This window comes from Dokdonella sp. (assembly GCF_019634845.1).
GTDB lineage: Bacteria > Pseudomonadota > Gammaproteobacteria > Xanthomonadales > Rhodanobacteraceae > Dokdonella_A.
On sequence record NZ_JAHCAQ010000005.1, the window covers coordinates 94,104 to 109,557 of the forward strand.

The following is a 15,454-nucleotide window of genomic DNA, read 5'->3' on the forward strand; positions in this document are numbered from 1 at the left end:
CCCGGCGTCCAGTCCGATGCGCGAAATCCTCATAGCCGACGATCACCCGCTGTTCCGCGACGCGCTCAAGCGCGCGATCCTGACCGCGTGGCCGCAGGCCCTGATCGGCGAAGCCGCCGACGTCGAGGCGCTGCAGCAACTGGTCGATGCGCATGTCGATGCCGACCTGCTGCTGCTCGACCTGCACATGCCGGGGGCGAGCGGCTTTTCCGCGCTCGTGCATGTGCGTGCGCAGCACCCGGGACTGCCGATCATCGTCGTGTCGGCGCACGAGGATCGCAGCGCGATCACGCGCTCGATCGCCCATGGCGCATCGGGCTACATCCCCAAGTCGGCGCCGGTCGACGCCATCGTCGAGGCGATCCGGGCCGTGCTCGCCGGCGGCGTGTGGCTGCCGATCGATGCCGTGCCCGGTCCGCTGCGCACGGCCGAGGCCGATGCTGCCGCGCGCATCGCCGAACTCACGCCGCAACAATTCCGCGTGCTGGCGATGATCGGCGAGGGCCTGCTCAACAAGCAGATCGCCTGGGATCTCGGCGTGTCGGAAGCCACCATCAAGGCCCACATGACCGCCATCATGCGCAAGCTCGGCGTCGGCAACCGCACCCAGGTCGCACTCGTGGCCAATCAGCTTGCGCTCGACGATGCGGCGCTGTCGCCACCGGCACGCTGACGCAAGGCCGCCGGCACGAGGCTGAACCTCACCGGCGCGGCACGGTCACAGCCACATGCCCGCAGCCCCACTCCATGACGGCGCCGCCGCGCTTGCCCTCGCCACGCGCTGCGCGCACGCCGGCCGGCGCCGCCGGCAGCCGCTCGCCCGCGTGCCGCTGTCGCTCATGCTGGCGCTGGGCGCAGTGGCCACCGCGGCGCTGCTGGCCGGCGTGTGGCCGGCGCAACTGCGCGCCGCGCTCGTCGTGCTCGACCGGATGCGGTGGCCGCTCGCCCTGCTCGTCGGCGCGGTCGCATGGTCGCGGCTGCGCGCGCTGCGGCAAGGCTTGCGGCATGCGCACGAACGCGGCTGGCTGGCCGCCGCGCCGATCGCACGGCACGCCCTGCTCGCGCATTGGCGACGCTCCCTCCTCAGGCACGGCCTCGGCGCCTGCGGCCTCGTGCTGGCCGTGGCGACGCTGTGCGCGCTGCGCTGCGCGCTGGACCTGCGCGCCTTGCTGACGACCGTGGGCATCGCGTGCGCGCTCGGCGCCGGTGGTGGTTGGCGTCACGGCGCCGCGGCGGTGCCGGCTGCGCCGATGCCGCCGCGCCTGCGCAGCGCGGCAGTCACAACGGCATTCGTGGCCGATGGCGCGCCGCTGCGCCGCTGGGCCTTCGCCTGCTGGCTGGCCGCCGCGCAGCCACGCCGCGAGGCGCAACTGCTCGCACCGATGCTGCTCGCCCTGCCGGCGAGCACGGGCTTCGCCAGCGGGCTGCGCCTGCTGGCGGCACTCGTCGTGCTCGTTGCGGCGCAAGGCCTGTTGCGCGCAACCACGACGGCCATCGGCCAGGCCGCCGGCTTCCTGCGCAGCACGCCGCTGCCGGCGACGCGCTTGGCGTGGCAACTGCTGCCGCGACCGCTGCTCGCCCAAGGCGGCCTGGCCGCCGCGCTGTGGCTGCTGCCCTGCGCGCTCTGGCTCGGCGCCGCATGCCGGCGGTACGGCATGGGCCGCGCATGACAGCCGACGCCCCCGCGCTGCGCCTGCGTGGCGTCGACGTGCAGCGCGGCGCCCGCCGCGTGTTGCGCGGCGTGGAGCTCGAACTCGCGCGCGGCCACTGGCTCGCCCTGCTCGGCGCCAACGGCAGCGGCAAGAGCACGCTGCTCGATGCCTGCGTCGGCCGGCTGGTACCGGCGGCAGGCGAGATCGCGATCGCCGGCCATGCGCTGCAGGCGCAGCCGCTGGCGGCGAAGCGTGCGCTCGGCTACGCGATCGCCGCCGAACTGCTGCCGGAGCTGCTGAGCGCACGCGAATGCCTGCAGGTGCAGGCGCTGGCCAAAGGCCTGGCCCGGATCGACGCCGAGGTGCTCGAGCTCGCCGACCGCCTTGGCCTGGCGCCGTGGCTCGACACTGCGGTGGCGCTCCTGTCCTACGGCACGCGGCAGAAGCTCGGCGCGCTGATCGCCCTGCTCGGTGAACCTGCGCTGGTCGTGCTCGACGAGACCTTCAACGGCCTCGATCCGGCCAGCGCCCTGCTGCTCAAGCGGCACCTGCACGAGCGCGTCGAGACGCGCCGCTGCGCGGTGCTGCTGGCAACCCATGCGCTCGACATCGCCGCGCGCTGGGCCGACCGCGTGGCACTGCTGCACGAGGGCCGCATCGCGCATGCCTGGACGCGCGACGAACTGGCCGCGGCGGCGGCCACCGGCCACGACCTCGAGCAGCTGCTGGCAGCGCAGATCGCGCCGCCCGGCTGAGCCGCGTACGGCCCCGGGTCAGGCGCGGGTTCGGCGTCGGCCAGCGCCGCCATCACGCCGGGACCGGCGGCGGCGCCGTCGTCTCAGTCCGCCGCATCGTCCGCTTCGGTCGCCGTGGACGCCGCGCGCGAGCGGCGTCCGAGCTGGGCGATGAACGCGCGCAGCGCCGCCGGCCGCACCGGCTTGCGCAGCACGACGTAACCGGCCGCGCGTGCCAGCGACTGCAGTTCGGCGCCGTGGTCGGCGGTCACCAGCGCGCCGGGCGGTGGCACCGCGCAGGCCTCGCGCACGCGGGCCAGCGCATCGAGGCCGTGCTCGTCGCCGTCGAGGTGGTAGTCGGCCAGGACCAGGTCGGGGCGCCGGCGCCGCACCGCGGCGACCGCTTCGTCGATGCCACCGGCCAGGTCGCAGCTCACGCCCCATTGTCCGAGCAGGGTCGCCATGCCATCGAGCACACTGGCCTCGTTGTCAATGCACAGCACGTGCAGGTCGGCGGCCAGCCCGATCGCGTGCGTGGCTGGCGCCTCCGGCGCACTCGCCGCCGGGCGCGGCCGCGCGCGCGGCAGGCTGACCGAGAACACGCTGCCGCGCTGCAGGCGCGAGCGCACGCCGAGCCGATGGCCGAGCAGGCGCGCCATGCGCTCGCAGATCGCCAGGCCCAGGCCCAGTCCCTTTTCGCCCCAAGGCGAAGTCTGGGTGCCGCGATGGAACTCGTCGAAGATCGCGCGTTGCTGCTCGTCGGAAATGCCCAGGCCCGAGTCGCGCACCTCCACCCGCACACCGGCGGCGCCCTCGCGCCGCGCGATCAGCAGCACGCTGCCCTTGCGCGTGTAGCGCAGCGCATTGGCAAGGAAGTTCTGCAGGATCCGGCGCAGCAACTGCGCGTCGCTGCGCACCCACATGCCCGAGTCGACCAGGCGCAGGCGAATGCCGCGCGCGGCGGCTTGCACGCCGAACTGGTGGCGCAAGGGCTCGATCACGTCGGCCAGCGCCATCTCGACGACCTCGGGCTGGTACTTGCCGGCATCGAGCCGCGAGGCCTCGAGCAGGGCATCGAGCAATTCCTCGGCGGTCTTGAACGCCGTATCGATGCGCTCGGCCAATCGTGAGGACTCCGCGTCCAGGCCGGGGCGCTGGCGCAGCGCCGAGGTGAACAGGCGCGCGGCGTTGAGCGGCTGCAGCAGGTCGTGGCTGGCGGCGGCGAGGAAGCGCGTCTTGGACAAATTGGCCGCTTCGGCCAGGCGCTTGGCCTGCTCCTGCGCCAGCAGCGACTCCGACAGCTCGCGCGTGCGCTGCCCGACGCGCTGCTCCAGGGTTTCGTTGGCCTCGATCAGCGCCTGTTCGGCGTGCTTGTAGGCGGTGACGTCGGTGAAGGTGGTGAGATAGCCGCCATCGGGCAGCGGGTCACCGCGCGATTCGATCACGCGGCCGTCGCTGCGCGTGCGCAGGTACATGTGCGGTGTCGCGCGGCGCAGGTGCTGCAGGCGCTCGCGCACGAGCTCATCCACCGCACCCGGCCCGAGCAGGCCTTGGCGCGCATTGTGGCGCATGAGATCGACCACCGGGCGGCCGACGTAGAGAAACCCCTCGGGATAGTCGAAGAAGTCGAGATAGCGGCGGTTCCAGGCCACGATGCGCAACTGCGCATCGACCACGCTGATGCCCTGCAGCATGTTCTCGAAGGTCACCGCCATCAGGGCGCGGTTGAAGCGCAGTTCCTGCGAGGTTTCGTCGAGCAGGGCCACCGCCTCGGCCACATCCAGGCCCGTGCCGCGCAGGGCGCTGGTCAGCATGCGGCGTGCCGAGGCCGCGCCGATCGCACTGGCCAGCAGGCGCTCCACGCGCTGCACCAGGGCACGATCGGCATAGGCATCGCCGCTGGGCTTGCCGCCGCTGGCCTGTTCCCAGGCGGCGAAGGCGCGCTGCGCGCTGCGTTCGCCGAGGATGCGCTCGGCGATCGCGCGCAGATCGGCAACACGCACCCGACCACGCAATTCACCGGCCGCCGCGCGCACGAACTCCGGGTCGAGGAAGGCCGCCGCGCGCAGACGCTCATCGATGCTCGGGCGCAACCGCAGCGACACCAGCAGCAGCGTCGCCGAATTGAGGAGCAGCGACCAGAACGTGGCGTGCGTGAGTGGATCCCAACCGCTGAGATTGAACAGCGCGTGCGGTCGCAACCAGCCGATGTCGTAGGGGCCGCGTCCGACCCAACCTGCGTCGAACCAGCCGGCCGAGGTCAGCGTCGGTGCCAGCAGCGTGTAGCACCAGACCGCAAAGCCGGCGCCCAGGCCCGCCATCACGCCCTGCCGGCTGGCGCTGCGCCAGTACAACCCGACGATGATCGCCGGCGCGAACTGCGCCACCGCCGCGAACGCGAGCAGGCCCATCGCGGCGAGATTCTGATTCTGCGTACTGGCGCGGTAGTAGGCGAAGGCCAGCAGCACGAGGGCGACGATCGCGGCCCGGCGCACGCCGAGCACCCAGGCGGAGAGATCCTCGCGCTGCTCGAGATGCAGCATGCGCACGCGCAGCAGCGCCGGCATCACGAGCTCGTTGCTGATCATCGTCGCCAGCGCCACCGAGGCGACGATGACCATGCCGGTCGCGGCCGAGAAGCCACCGATGTAGGCGAGCACCGCGAACAGGCCATCGCCGTTGGCCAGCGGCAACCACAACACGTAGGCGTCGGCGTCGACCTGATGGCCTTGCGCCGCCAGCGCGCCACCCTGCGCGATCGGCAATGCGAACAGGCTGATCACAGCCAGGTACGCCGGAAACAGCCAGCGGGCGACGCGCGTGTCGGCCACGGCCTCGCACTCCACCACGCCGACCTGGAACTGGCGCGGCAGGCACAGGATGGCGAGGAAGGCGAGGATGCTTTGTGCGATGAAGCCGCGCGGCAGGGTATCGCTGACCGCGCTCTCGATCGGCTTGACGAACGCACCGAGGTCGGCGCCACCGCGCGTGAGCGCGTACACGCCAACGGCAACGAACGCGAGCAGCTTGACCAGCGATTCGGCGGCGATCGCCAGCATCATGCCGCGATGGTGCTCGCTGGCATCGATGCCGCGGGTGCCGAACAGGATCGAGAATGCCGCCAACAGCAACGCCACGTACAGCGTGGTGTCGCCGAGCAGCGCCGGGCTGGGGCCATGGCCGGCCAGCAGGTCGAAGCTCATGCCGATCGCCTTGAGCTGCAGGGCCAGGTAGGGCACCGCGGCAATGATCGCGATCAGGGTCACCAGGGCACCGAGCGCGTGCGACTTGCCGAAGCGCGAACCGATGAAATCGGCGATCGAGGTGATGCGACGCTCGCGGGCGACGATCACGAGGCGCTCGAACAGGCCGAAGCCGACCACGAACAACAGGATCGGGCCGATGTAGATCGGCAGGTAGGCCAAGCCATCGCGCGCCGCCGTGCCGACTGCGCCATACAGCGTCCACGACGAGCAGTACACCGCCAGCGTGAGGCTGTAGACGAGCGGGCGCAGCCATGAACGCCCGCCATGCAGCGGGCGCCGATCGCCGTGGTAGGCCAGCGCGAACAGGCCGCCCACGTACAGCACCGAAGTCAGCAACAACAGCCAGCGCGGGATCATCCTCGCCTCGCTGCGGCGGTGTGCCGCCGGCGCATCATACGCAGGACGTCGCCGCGCGCGCAGCGGGCAACGTAAAATCGGCACTCACCCCCGGCCCGAAGCGACAATGGCCCTGCTCGACGCACTCACCGACCTGTTCATCAACAACGGCTACATCGCGCTGTTCACGGTGCTGGTCGTGTGCGGGTTGGGCGTGCCGATTCCCGAGGACATCTCGCTGGTGGCCGGCGGCATCATCGCCGGTCTCGGCCATGCCGAGCTGCGCACGATGATCGTGGTCGGTCTCGCCGGCGTCCTGGTCGGCGATTCGATCATGTTCCTGGTCGGCTATCGGCTCGGTCCGCATGCGCGCCGCCTGCGCTGGGTGGCGCGCGTGCTCACGCCGCGCCGTTACGCGCGCGTGCAGGCCAAGTTCGATCGCTACGGCAACCGCATGCTGTTCTTTGCGCGCTTCCTGCCGGGGCTGCGCGCGGCCATCTTCCTGTCGGCAGGAATAAGCCACCGCGTGCCGTTCTGGCGCTTCCTGCTGCTCGATGGCGTGGCGGCGCTGGTGTCGGTGCCGCTGTGGGTATGGGTCGGCTACTTCGGTGCCGAGCGCCGCGACTGGCTGCTGCAGGCGATCCGCGAGGGCCAGGGCATCGTCATCGCGTTCGCCGTGCTCGTCGTTGCCGGCGTCGCCTGGGCGCTGTGGCGCGGCGCACGACGCCGCATGCTGCGCCTGCACGCGCACCGCGAACGGCGCGCCCTGCGCGGCAACGCGCGCGCGGGCCGCGGCCGGCATTGAAGGCGTACGGCGACGCGCTATGGCCTCAGCGCGCGTCGAAGCGCGCATGGACGGCCGCGAGCGTCGGTGCCGAGGCCGCCCCGCGTGACTCGGTCGACATCGCCGCGCAGCGGTTGGCCTGCACCACGGCGGCACGCAGCGGTGCCTTCGCGCGCAGCAGCGCGGCCGCCAGTGCGCCGCAGAATGCGTCGCCGGCGCCGCTGGTGTCGACCACACGCGCCGCTTCGGCCGCGACGCGATAGCAGGCCGCCGCGTCGCCCACCCGCGCCGCCGCGCCATGCGAGACGAAGCAGCCCTGCGCGCCCAGCGTGATGATCACGCTGCCGACGCCGAGCCGCCGCGCCAGCGCGTGCAGCTCGGCGTCGCTGTGCCGCGCGAGGTCGTCGGCCGCGACGCGCAAGCCGGCGATGCGTTCGAGCAGCAGCGTGAATTCGGTTTCGTTCGGGATCAGCAGATCCACCTGGCCCAGCAGTGCCGCATCGAGTCCGGCATGCACGGGCGCCGGGTTGAGCATGCACAACAGGCCGTGGCGGCGCGCCAGCGCACACGCGGTGCGGGTCGCCTCGATGTTGTTCTCGAGCTGGACGAGCAGGATGCGCGAGGCGGCGAATACCGCCTCCTGCGCGACGAGAAAGTCCTCGCCGAGCGCTTCGTTGGCGCCCAGCGCGACGACGATGCGATTCTGGCCGCCGTCCTCGACCAGGATGCAGGCCGTGCCGGTGGCGCGCTCGGCATGCCGCTGCCAGCAGGTCGTGATGCCCTCGGCGGCGGCAGCGCGCTGCGCGGCTTCGGCCGCCGCGTCGCTGCCGAGCGCCGCAATGAACGTGGTGGGCGCGGCCTGCCGCGCGCAGGCCACGGCCTGGTTGTAGCCCTTGCCGCCATGCGCACTGGCAAAGCCGTGACCGCGCACCGTCTCCCCGGCCTGCGGCGCGCGCTCGACGCGCCAGCTGCAGTCCTGGTTGTAGCTGCCGACGACAAGCACCTGCGGCGCGGCCATGACCTCACATCTGCTCGAGCACGCCCGCGATCGTCGCGGTCATGAACGTGGCCAGCGAGCCGCCGAGCACCGCGCGCAGGCCGAAGCGGGCCAGGTCGGCACGCCGGTTCGGCGCCAGCCCGCCGATGCCGCCGATCTGGATCGCGATCGAGGAGAAGTTGGCGAACCCGCACAGCGCGTAGGTGGCGATGAGCTGGCTTTCCTTGCCGAGCCTGCCCAGATTCTGCGACATGTCGACGTAGGCGACGAATTCGTTGATGACGACCTTCTCGCCGATGAAGCTGCCGACCAGCGCGGCGTCCTGCCACGGCACGCCGATGAGCCAGGCCAGTGGCGCCAGCACCCAGCCGAAGATCGTCTGCAGCGAGAACTCGACCGGGTGGCCGGCCTGGGCCGACAGCCAGGCGTTGAGCGTGGCGCCCGCATCACCACCCCAGGCGTAGCTGCCCAGCCACTGGATCGGCCCGTTGATGAGGGCGATGAGCGCGATGAAGGCGAGCAGCATTGCGCCGACGTTGAGCGCCAGGCGCAGGCCGTCGGCCGCGCCGGTCGCGGCCGCGTCGATCACGTTGGCGGTGGACTTCTCCACGTCGAGCTTGACCGTTCCGCGCGTGAGCGGCTCCTGCGTCTCGGGCACCAGGATCTTGGCCAGCATGAGCGTCGCCGGCGCGGCCATGATGCTGGCGGTGAGCAGGTGCTTGGCGAAAAACTGCTTCTGCACCGGATCGTCGCCGCCGAGCAGGCCGACGTAGGCCGCCATCACGCTGCCGGCGATGTGGGCCATGCCGCCGATCATGACCGTCATCAGCTCGGACTGGGTCATGCGCTCGATGTAGGGCTTGATCGTGAGCGGTGCCTCGGTCTGGCCGATGAACACGCTGGCGCACACGCTGGTGGTCTCGGCGCCCGACACGCGCATCACCTTGGTGATGACCCAGGCCATGCCCTTGACGATCTTCTGCATCACGCCCAGGTGATAGAGCACGCCCGTGAGCGAGGCGAAGAAGATGATCGTCGGCAGCACCTGCACCGCGAACACGAAGCCGAACTTCTTGATGTCCATGAAGCTGCCGAAGATGAACGCCGAACCGACGTTGACGTAGTCGAGCAGCTTGACGAAACCAGTCGCGATCGCGTTGAACACGTCGCGCCCGAGCGGCAACTTGAGCACGATCGCCGCGAACAGGATCTGCAGCACCACGCCGGTGCCGACCAGCTTCCAGTCCACGGCACGCTTGTTGTTGGAGAACAGCCAGGCGATGCCGATCAACGTGGCCAGCCCGAACAGGCCGAACGCAACGTGCCCCAGGGTGTCGAGCATGGAAGATCCCCGTGATGCGGCCAGCGCCGCCGAAGCGGGCGAGACTAGAGCAGGCGCGCGAATCAGCGCAAGGCGCAGGTGCAGCGGCACTCGCCTACCGCAGCGCGACCGCAAATCCGGCCGCGTCTGTGTCACGATCGCGGACTGGAACCGCTCGCAACGCTGGTCCCGCATGGCCGATCTGCCCGCATCGACCGAGCCACGCAAGCGCCTGCATGGCGGCCTGCGTGCTCTCGCAGCCGCCGCTGCGCTGGCCGCCTGCGGCTGGATCATGCAGGCCAACGACGCGGCCTTTCTCGCGCCAGCCGCGACCGCTCCCGAGTTGCTGCCCACCGCGCCATGGCTGCTGTGGCTGCGCAACGTGCTGCCGCTCGCCCTGCTGCTGCTGTTCCTGCTCGGCCTGACCGCGCGGCTCATGCTGGCGGCACTGCTCACGCTCGGCATCACCGCGCTGCTGTACTGGGCCAACGCGCTCAAGCTCGAACAACTGGGCACGCCCGTGATGCCGGCCGATTTCAGCTTGCTCGTCAATCTCGGCAAGCGCGGCAGTGCGCTGCTGCTGCACTACCTGCCGCGTGATCGGCTCGCCATTGCGCTCACGCTGGCGGCAGTGGCGGCGCTGGTCATGACGGCCCGCCGCGAACGACCGCTGCGCTTGCTGCGCGGCTGGCGCCGACTCGCACTGGGCGGCAGCGCCTGCCTGTTGTGCCTGAGCCTGTACCGCGGCGGATCGCCGTGGCATCACTGGTACGCGGCCAGCGACGACTTCGCGATCTGGATCCCGACGCAGCACGCCGAACAGCAGGGATTGCTGGCCCACCTGCTGCTCTACCGCTGGGCCACGGCGGCCCCGGCTGCCGCGCCCGATCGGGCGGCCGCGACTGCGCTGCTCGCGCAGTATCGCCCGCAGCTGCAGCCCGACCCGCCGTCGGCCGCGACAAGCCAGCCCGACATCATCATCGTGCAGAGCGAATCACTGTTCGATCCGACCCGCCTGCGCGGCCTGGAGCACGCCGACCTGCTGCCGCAGCTGCATCGTCTGGCCGCCACGGCGCAACACGGCGAGCTGTGGCCGCCGACGTTCGGCGGCGGCACGATCCGCACCGAATTCGAGGTGCTGACCGGCATCGCGATGCGCTACTTCCCGCAGGTGCAATACCCGTATTTCGGACTGACCGCGACGCGCGAGCAGAGCATCGCAAGGATCCTGCGCCGGCAGGGCTACCGCACCGTGGCAGTCCACCCGCATGATCGCAGCTTCTGGAACCGCGCCGCTGCGCTGACCAATCTCGGCTTCGATGAGTTCGATGCCGAGGAAGAGTTCGGCGATGCGCCGCGTGAAGGTTGGTACATCAGCGACGAGGCGCTCGTCGACCATGTGCTGAAACGGCTGCAGCAGGCCGACACGCCCGTGCTGATCCTCGCCATCAGCATGGAAAACCACGGTCCCTACACCGAGTTTCCCAACGTCGACAGCAGGCGACGCGACGCCCAGCCGGTTCCGCCCGGGCTCGACGCCGAGGCGGCCGCGATGCTGCGCGGCTATCTCTACCATGCCGACAATGCCGATCGCGCGCTCGGCCGACTGGCCGCGGCGCTGCGCCAGCGGCAGCGCCGCAGCCTGCTGCTCTTCTATGGCGACCACCTGCCGGCGCTGCCGCAGGTCTACGCGCAACTGGGCTTCGTCGATGGCCGCGGCGCCGCCCAGCAGCCGGTGCCATGGCTGCTGCTCGACAGCGCCGACCCACGCGCCCATGCACCGGTCGCCACCGCCGCGTTCTACCTGCCGGCGCTGCTGCTCGACACCGCGGGGCTGCAGGTCGATGCGTACTTCAGTCTGCTCGAGGCCGTGCGCGGCGACGATCACGTGCAAGCCGGGTGGGTGCCCCCTGCCAGCGACGCCCTCGGCGCCATCATGCAGTTGCGCCAGCGCCGCGAATTCACCGCCTTCGCGCGCGAGCAGCTCGCAAGCGCCCGGGCCGATTCGATCGCGCCGTAACCGGTCGCACGCGCCCCTTGCGCGGACCGCCCGCGACCGGCGCCGGCGCGCCGCCGCGACATGCGGTCACGGCATCGCCGGCAGCCACGGCGACAGCAGCCACGCCACCAGCGCCAGCACCAGCACGACACGCAACACGTGATAGGCGAGCGGCGCACGCAGCTTGAAGCGCTTGCGCAGGCGACCGGCACGATGCGCCAGACCGTACAGGCGGTTGACCACGCCGACCGGTTCGCCGCCGATGTTCTGCGTGGCGGTGGCGCGGCCGAGCACACTGCCGAGGGCGTGATTGAGTGCCGGCATGACGCGGCCGCGCAGCGGTCGCTCGACGTCGCAGAACAGGATCAGGCGCGATTGTCCGGTGTTGTTCTCGGCGCAGTGCACGTAGGTCTCGTCGAACAGCACGTCCTCGCCATCACGCCACGCGTAGGGCTCGCCGTCGACGACGATGCGGCATTCGTCCGAATTGGGCGTGGCCAGGCCCAGGTGGTAGCGGATCGAGCCGGCGAACGGATCGCGATGCGGGTTGAGCCTGGCGCCCGGCGGCAGCACCGCGAACATCGCCGCCCGGACCTGCGGGATCGACTCGACCAGCGCCACCGTGTGCGGGCACAGCGCGCGCGCGGACTTGAGCGGCGCGTCGTACCACTTGAGGTAGAAGCGCTTCCAGCCCGTCTTGAAGAACGAGGCGAAGCTCGCGTCATTGTGCTGCTCGGCGGCGCGGATGTAGCCCTCGTCGAACAGGCGCAGCGCTTCGTCGCGGATCATCTGCCAGTTGTCGCGCAGTGGATCGACGCAGCCGAAGCTGCGGCGTGGCGGATAGGGCCGCGCCGGCAGCGCCGAGCTCAGGTAGAGCGCGACATTGCAGGGCGCGAACAGGCCCGAGTGGTCGAACAACTGGCGTTTGAGCGGCAGGCGCACGCGCCCGCGCCGATGCACGTACCACACGCTCGCCAGATACACGACGAACAGCGCCAGCAGAACGATCCGGACGTAGGGCATGGGCGTCTCGATATTCGTGCGCGCCACGCAGCATGCCTGCCGCGTGCGCGATGATTCAGGAGGCGGCCTTGGCCTTGGCCAGCCGGGCGGCCTTGAGCGCGGCGAGCGCGGCGGCGATCGGCTCGATCGGCAGCGCCAGTTCGTCAGCCGGCACGCATTCGAGCAGCAACTGCCTGAGCCGCGCCGGGTCGCCGCCGGTCTCGACCAGTGCAGCACTGAGCCGTCCGGCCTCGCGCGGCGCGTCGAAGCCGCGGCTGCGCAGCAGCAGCGTGCCGGCGGCATCCTCGAGCTTGAAGTGGAACCGGCCATCGGATTCGCGATAGCTCTTGAGCTGTGGCAACGCCAGCGCGGCCGGATCGGCGGCCCGTGGCCGCGCGGGTGCATCGGTCAGGCGGCGGATGCCGGCCGCATGACGCAGGCGCGTGATGAACGGCGCGCTGCGCTGGCGCGCCTTGGCGGCACCTGCGTGCAACAGCGCCTCGATGCGTGCCGGATCGGCGATCAACGCCTCGTAGCTTGCACGCAGTGGGGCCAGCTCGGCATCGACCCGCTCGAACAGGCGCTGCTTGGCCTCGCCCCAGCCGATGCCGGCCGCAAAGGCCTCGCGCATCGCCGCGGCTTCATCCGCGGTGGCAAAGGCCTGGTAGATCGCGAAGATGTTGGAGCTGTCCGGATCCTTGGCCTCGCCCGGCGCGCGCGAGTCGGTGACGATGCCGAGGATGGCCTTGCGCAGTTCGCCGGCCGGCAGCCACAGCGGGATCGTGTTGTCGTAGCTCTTGGACATCTTGCGGCCATCGGTGCCGGGCAGGGTCGCCACGTGTTCCTCGACGCGCGCCTCGGGCAGGGTGAAGAACTCGCCGCCGTAGAGATGGTTGCAGCGCTGGCCGATGTCGCGCGCCATCTCGATGTGCTGGATCTGGTCACGCCCGACCGGCACTTCGTGTGCATTGAAGATGAGGATGTCGGCCGCCATCAGCACCGGGTACATGTACAGACCGGCCGTGATGCCCGCATCGGCATCCTCGCCGCCGGCCGTGTTGGCGTCGACCGCGGCCTTGTAGGCATGCGCGCGGTTGAGCAAGCCCTTCGCCGTCACGCAGGTGAGCAGCCAGGTCAGCTCGGGAATCTCGGGGATGTCGGACTGTCGGTAGAAGAACACCTTGTCGGGGTCGAGACCGCAGGCGAGCCAGCTCGCCGCGATCTCGAGCGTGGAACGCTGCACGCGCTCGGGATCGCCGCACTTGATCAGCGCGTGGTAGTCGGCCAGGAAGTAGAACGATTCGGCATCGCCGCGCCGGCTGGCGGCGATCGCCGGCCGGATCGCACCGACGTAGTTGCCCAGGTGCGGTGTGCCCGAGGTGGTGATGCCGGTGAGGATGCGGCGTGCTGGCATGGTTTCAGGTACCGGTGACAAGGAATACGGACGCCCGCGCGAGCCGCCGGTGCGACGCCATCGCGCACAGCGGCCCGACGGCATGGGTCTCGATCGGGTGATGGCCGACCGCCGCGACCGGCAGCGGCGCACTGCCGGCCGGGCGTCCACGCGCACCACACTTCATGGCTGCGGCTTGCGGCATGGTACGCAGCCCCCCGGCCGGCCACAATCGGCGGGCGCTCGATTCAACCCCGCCAACCACCCACCCGCGTTGCAGTCTGCGCCCCAACCGGAGAACTCCCATGCGTAACCTGCTGTGCGCCGCCCTGATCACGCTCGCCACCGCCCTGCCCGCGCATGCGGGCAACCTGCTCGATCTGGCCGTCGTCGATCGCGACGACGGCCGCACCCTGCCCACCTATGCCGCCGGCGGCAAGCTCTACGTCGCCGGTACGCCAGGCCACCGCTACGCCGTGCGGATGGCCAACCGCAGCAGCGGCCGCATCCTCGTCGTGCTCAGCGTCGACGGCGTCAACGCGGTCAGCGGCCAGACCGCCGACGTGAGCCAGACCGGCTACGTGCTCGACCCCTGGCAGTCCACCGAGATCAACGGCTGGCGCAAGAGCCTCGACGAGATCGCGCAGTTCAACTTCACCGCGCTGTCGGACAGCTACGCCGCCGCGACGGGCCGACCGGCCAACGTCGGCGTGATCGGCGTGGCGGTGTTCAACGAACGCGTGCCGATGCCGCCCAAGTACGTGCCCGAGGTCGCCGACGCACGTCCGCTGCCGGCGCCGCCGTCGGCCGCCGGCGCCAGCCGCGAAGGCGCGCCGACAACGTCGGCCGCGCCAGCAGCCTCGGCCGCGCAGGACATGGCACGCGCGCCGGCGCCCAGGAAGGCCGAACGCCTCGGCACCGGGCATGGCGAGCGCGAATATGCCCATGTCGACCGCACCACGTTCGAACGCGCCACGCGCGATCCGGCCGAGACGATCTCGATCTGGTACGACAGCCAGGCCAACCTCGTCGCGCGCGGCATCATCCCGCGGCCGCGCAAGCCGCACGAACCGCAGGCCTTCCCCAACTCGTTCGTGCCCGATCCGCCGCGGCATTGAATGATCAACGCTGGCAGCGCGGGCAGTAGTAGGTCGCGCGTCCGCCGAGCACGCAGTGCCGGATCGTCGTGCCGCAGTTGCGGCACGGCTGTCCGGCGCGGCCGTACACCGCCAGCTCCTGCACGAAGTAACCCCGCGCGCCGTCGGGCGCGCCGAAATCGCGCAGCGTGGTGCCGCCACACTCGATCGCCTGCAGCAACACCTGCTGGATCGCGCGCGCGAGCCGCAGGTAGCGTTCGCGCGAGACCTGCCCGGCCGGTCGCCGCGGCGCGATGCCGGCCACGAACAGCGCCTCGCTCGCATAGATGTTGCCGACGCCGACCACCACGGCCTGGTCCATGATGAACACCTTGACCGCGCTCCTGCGCCCGCGCGAGCGCAGCCACAGCACGTCGCCATCGAAGTCCTCGCCGAGCGGCTCGGGTCCGAGCCCGCGCAGCAACTCGTGGACCGTGCCCGGCGCCTGCCACAGCTCGCAGCCGAAGCGGCGCGGATCGGTCAGGCGCAGCAGGCGATGATCGTCGAGCCGCCAATCGACGTGGTCGTGCGGACCGGCGGGCGTGCGTTCGGGCAGCACGCGCAGGCTGCCCGACATGCCCAGGTGCAGCAACGCGCTGCCGACGCGCGTGTGCACGAGCAGGTACTTGGCGCGTCGCTCCACGGCCTCGATGCGTTGGCCGGGCAGTTGCGCGACGAGTTCGGCCGCGATCGGCCAGCGCAGCTGCGGTTGGCGCACCACCACCGCGCGCACGCGGCGCCCGACCAGGTGCGGCAGCAGGCCACGGCGCGTGGTTTCGACTTCGGGCAATTCGGGCATGACCGGCCTCGTTCAGGCGCGCCGCGCCACTCCGG

12 protein-coding genes are annotated in these 15,454 nt (G+C 71.0%); 6 read left to right on the forward strand and 6 right to left on the reverse strand.

Annotated features, from left to right (window positions below; genetic code table 11):
• Positions 1–16: 16 nt before the first annotated feature.
• From KF903_RS05145 to KF903_RS05155, 3 genes are read left to right on the forward strand one after another with little or no spacing between them, the layout of a single operon-like run.
• Positions 17–673, forward strand: coding sequence for a response regulator transcription factor (locus KF903_RS05145; RefSeq protein ID WP_291211904.1), 657 nt, complete (start codon positions 17–19; stop codon positions 671–673).
• 55 nt (positions 674–728) lie between these two features.
• Positions 729–1,670, forward strand: coding sequence for a hypothetical protein (locus KF903_RS05150; RefSeq protein ID WP_291211907.1), 942 nt, complete (start codon positions 729–731; stop codon positions 1,668–1,670).
• A complete protein-coding gene (locus tag KF903_RS05155) occupies positions 1,667–2,407 on the forward strand; it encodes an ABC transporter ATP-binding protein (RefSeq protein ID WP_291211910.1) in 741 nt (246 codons plus the stop codon). The genes KF903_RS05150 and KF903_RS05155 overlap by 4 nt, the downstream gene beginning before the upstream one ends.
• Before the next feature lie 83 nt (positions 2,408–2,490).
• Here KF903_RS05155 and KF903_RS05160 read toward each other — a convergent pair whose 3' ends face one another.
• Positions 2,491–6,009, reverse strand: a complete 3,519-nt coding sequence (locus KF903_RS05160) for a PAS domain-containing hybrid sensor histidine kinase/response regulator (protein ID WP_291211913.1) — start codon at positions 6,007–6,009, stop codon at positions 2,491–2,493.
• Positions 6,010–6,115: 106 nt separating this feature from the next.
• On the opposite strand from KF903_RS05160, the gene KF903_RS05165 reads away from it, so the two are divergent.
• Entirely contained in the window at positions 6,116–6,793 is a 678-nt protein-coding gene (locus tag KF903_RS05165; RefSeq protein WP_291211915.1) for a DedA family protein, read from the forward strand.
• A 25-nt stretch (positions 6,794–6,818) separates the two neighbouring features.
• Here KF903_RS05165 and KF903_RS05170 read toward each other — a convergent pair whose 3' ends face one another.
• Both KF903_RS05170 and KF903_RS05175 read right to left on the reverse strand, forming a co-directional pair.
• Positions 6,819–7,790 (reverse strand): ribokinase, encoded by a 972-nt coding sequence (locus KF903_RS05170; protein ID WP_291211918.1) that lies wholly within the window; start codon positions 7,788–7,790, stop codon positions 6,819–6,821.
• Positions 7,791–7,794: 4 nt separating this feature from the next.
• Positions 7,795–9,111, reverse strand: coding sequence for a nucleoside transporter C-terminal domain-containing protein (locus tag KF903_RS05175; protein WP_291211921.1), 1,317 nt, complete (start codon positions 9,109–9,111; stop codon positions 7,795–7,797).
• A gap of 172 nt (positions 9,112–9,283) precedes the next feature.
• Here KF903_RS05175 and KF903_RS05180 point away from each other — a divergent pair, with 172 nt between their 5' ends.
• Positions 9,284–11,110, forward strand: a complete 1,827-nt coding sequence (locus tag KF903_RS05180; RefSeq protein WP_291211924.1) for an LTA synthase family protein — start codon at positions 9,284–9,286, stop codon at positions 11,108–11,110.
• A 66-nt stretch (positions 11,111–11,176) separates the two neighbouring features.
• Here KF903_RS05180 and KF903_RS05185 read toward each other — a convergent pair whose 3' ends face one another.
• Together KF903_RS05185 and KF903_RS05190 are read right to left on the reverse strand one after the other, a co-directional pair.
• A complete protein-coding gene (locus KF903_RS05185) occupies positions 11,177–12,112 on the reverse strand; it encodes an aspartyl/asparaginyl beta-hydroxylase domain-containing protein (RefSeq protein ID WP_291211927.1) in 936 nt (311 codons plus the stop codon).
• A gap of 55 nt (positions 12,113–12,167) precedes the next feature.
• Positions 12,168–13,505 (reverse strand): tryptophan--tRNA ligase, encoded by a 1,338-nt coding sequence (locus KF903_RS05190; protein ID WP_291211930.1) that lies wholly within the window; start codon positions 13,503–13,505, stop codon positions 12,168–12,170.
• 284 nt (positions 13,506–13,789) lie between these two features.
• Here KF903_RS05190 and KF903_RS05195 point away from each other — a divergent pair, with 284 nt between their 5' ends.
• Entirely contained in the window at positions 13,790–14,602 is an 813-nt protein-coding gene (locus KF903_RS05195; protein ID WP_291211933.1) for a hypothetical protein, read from the forward strand.
• Between the two features lie 4 nt (positions 14,603–14,606).
• On the opposite strand, the gene mutM is transcribed toward KF903_RS05195, so the two are convergent.
• Positions 14,607–15,419, reverse strand: a complete 813-nt coding sequence (gene mutM / locus KF903_RS05200) for a bifunctional DNA-formamidopyrimidine glycosylase/DNA-(apurinic or apyrimidinic site) lyase (RefSeq protein ID WP_291211936.1) — start codon at positions 15,417–15,419, stop codon at positions 14,607–14,609.
• Positions 15,420–15,454 lie beyond the last annotated feature (35 nt).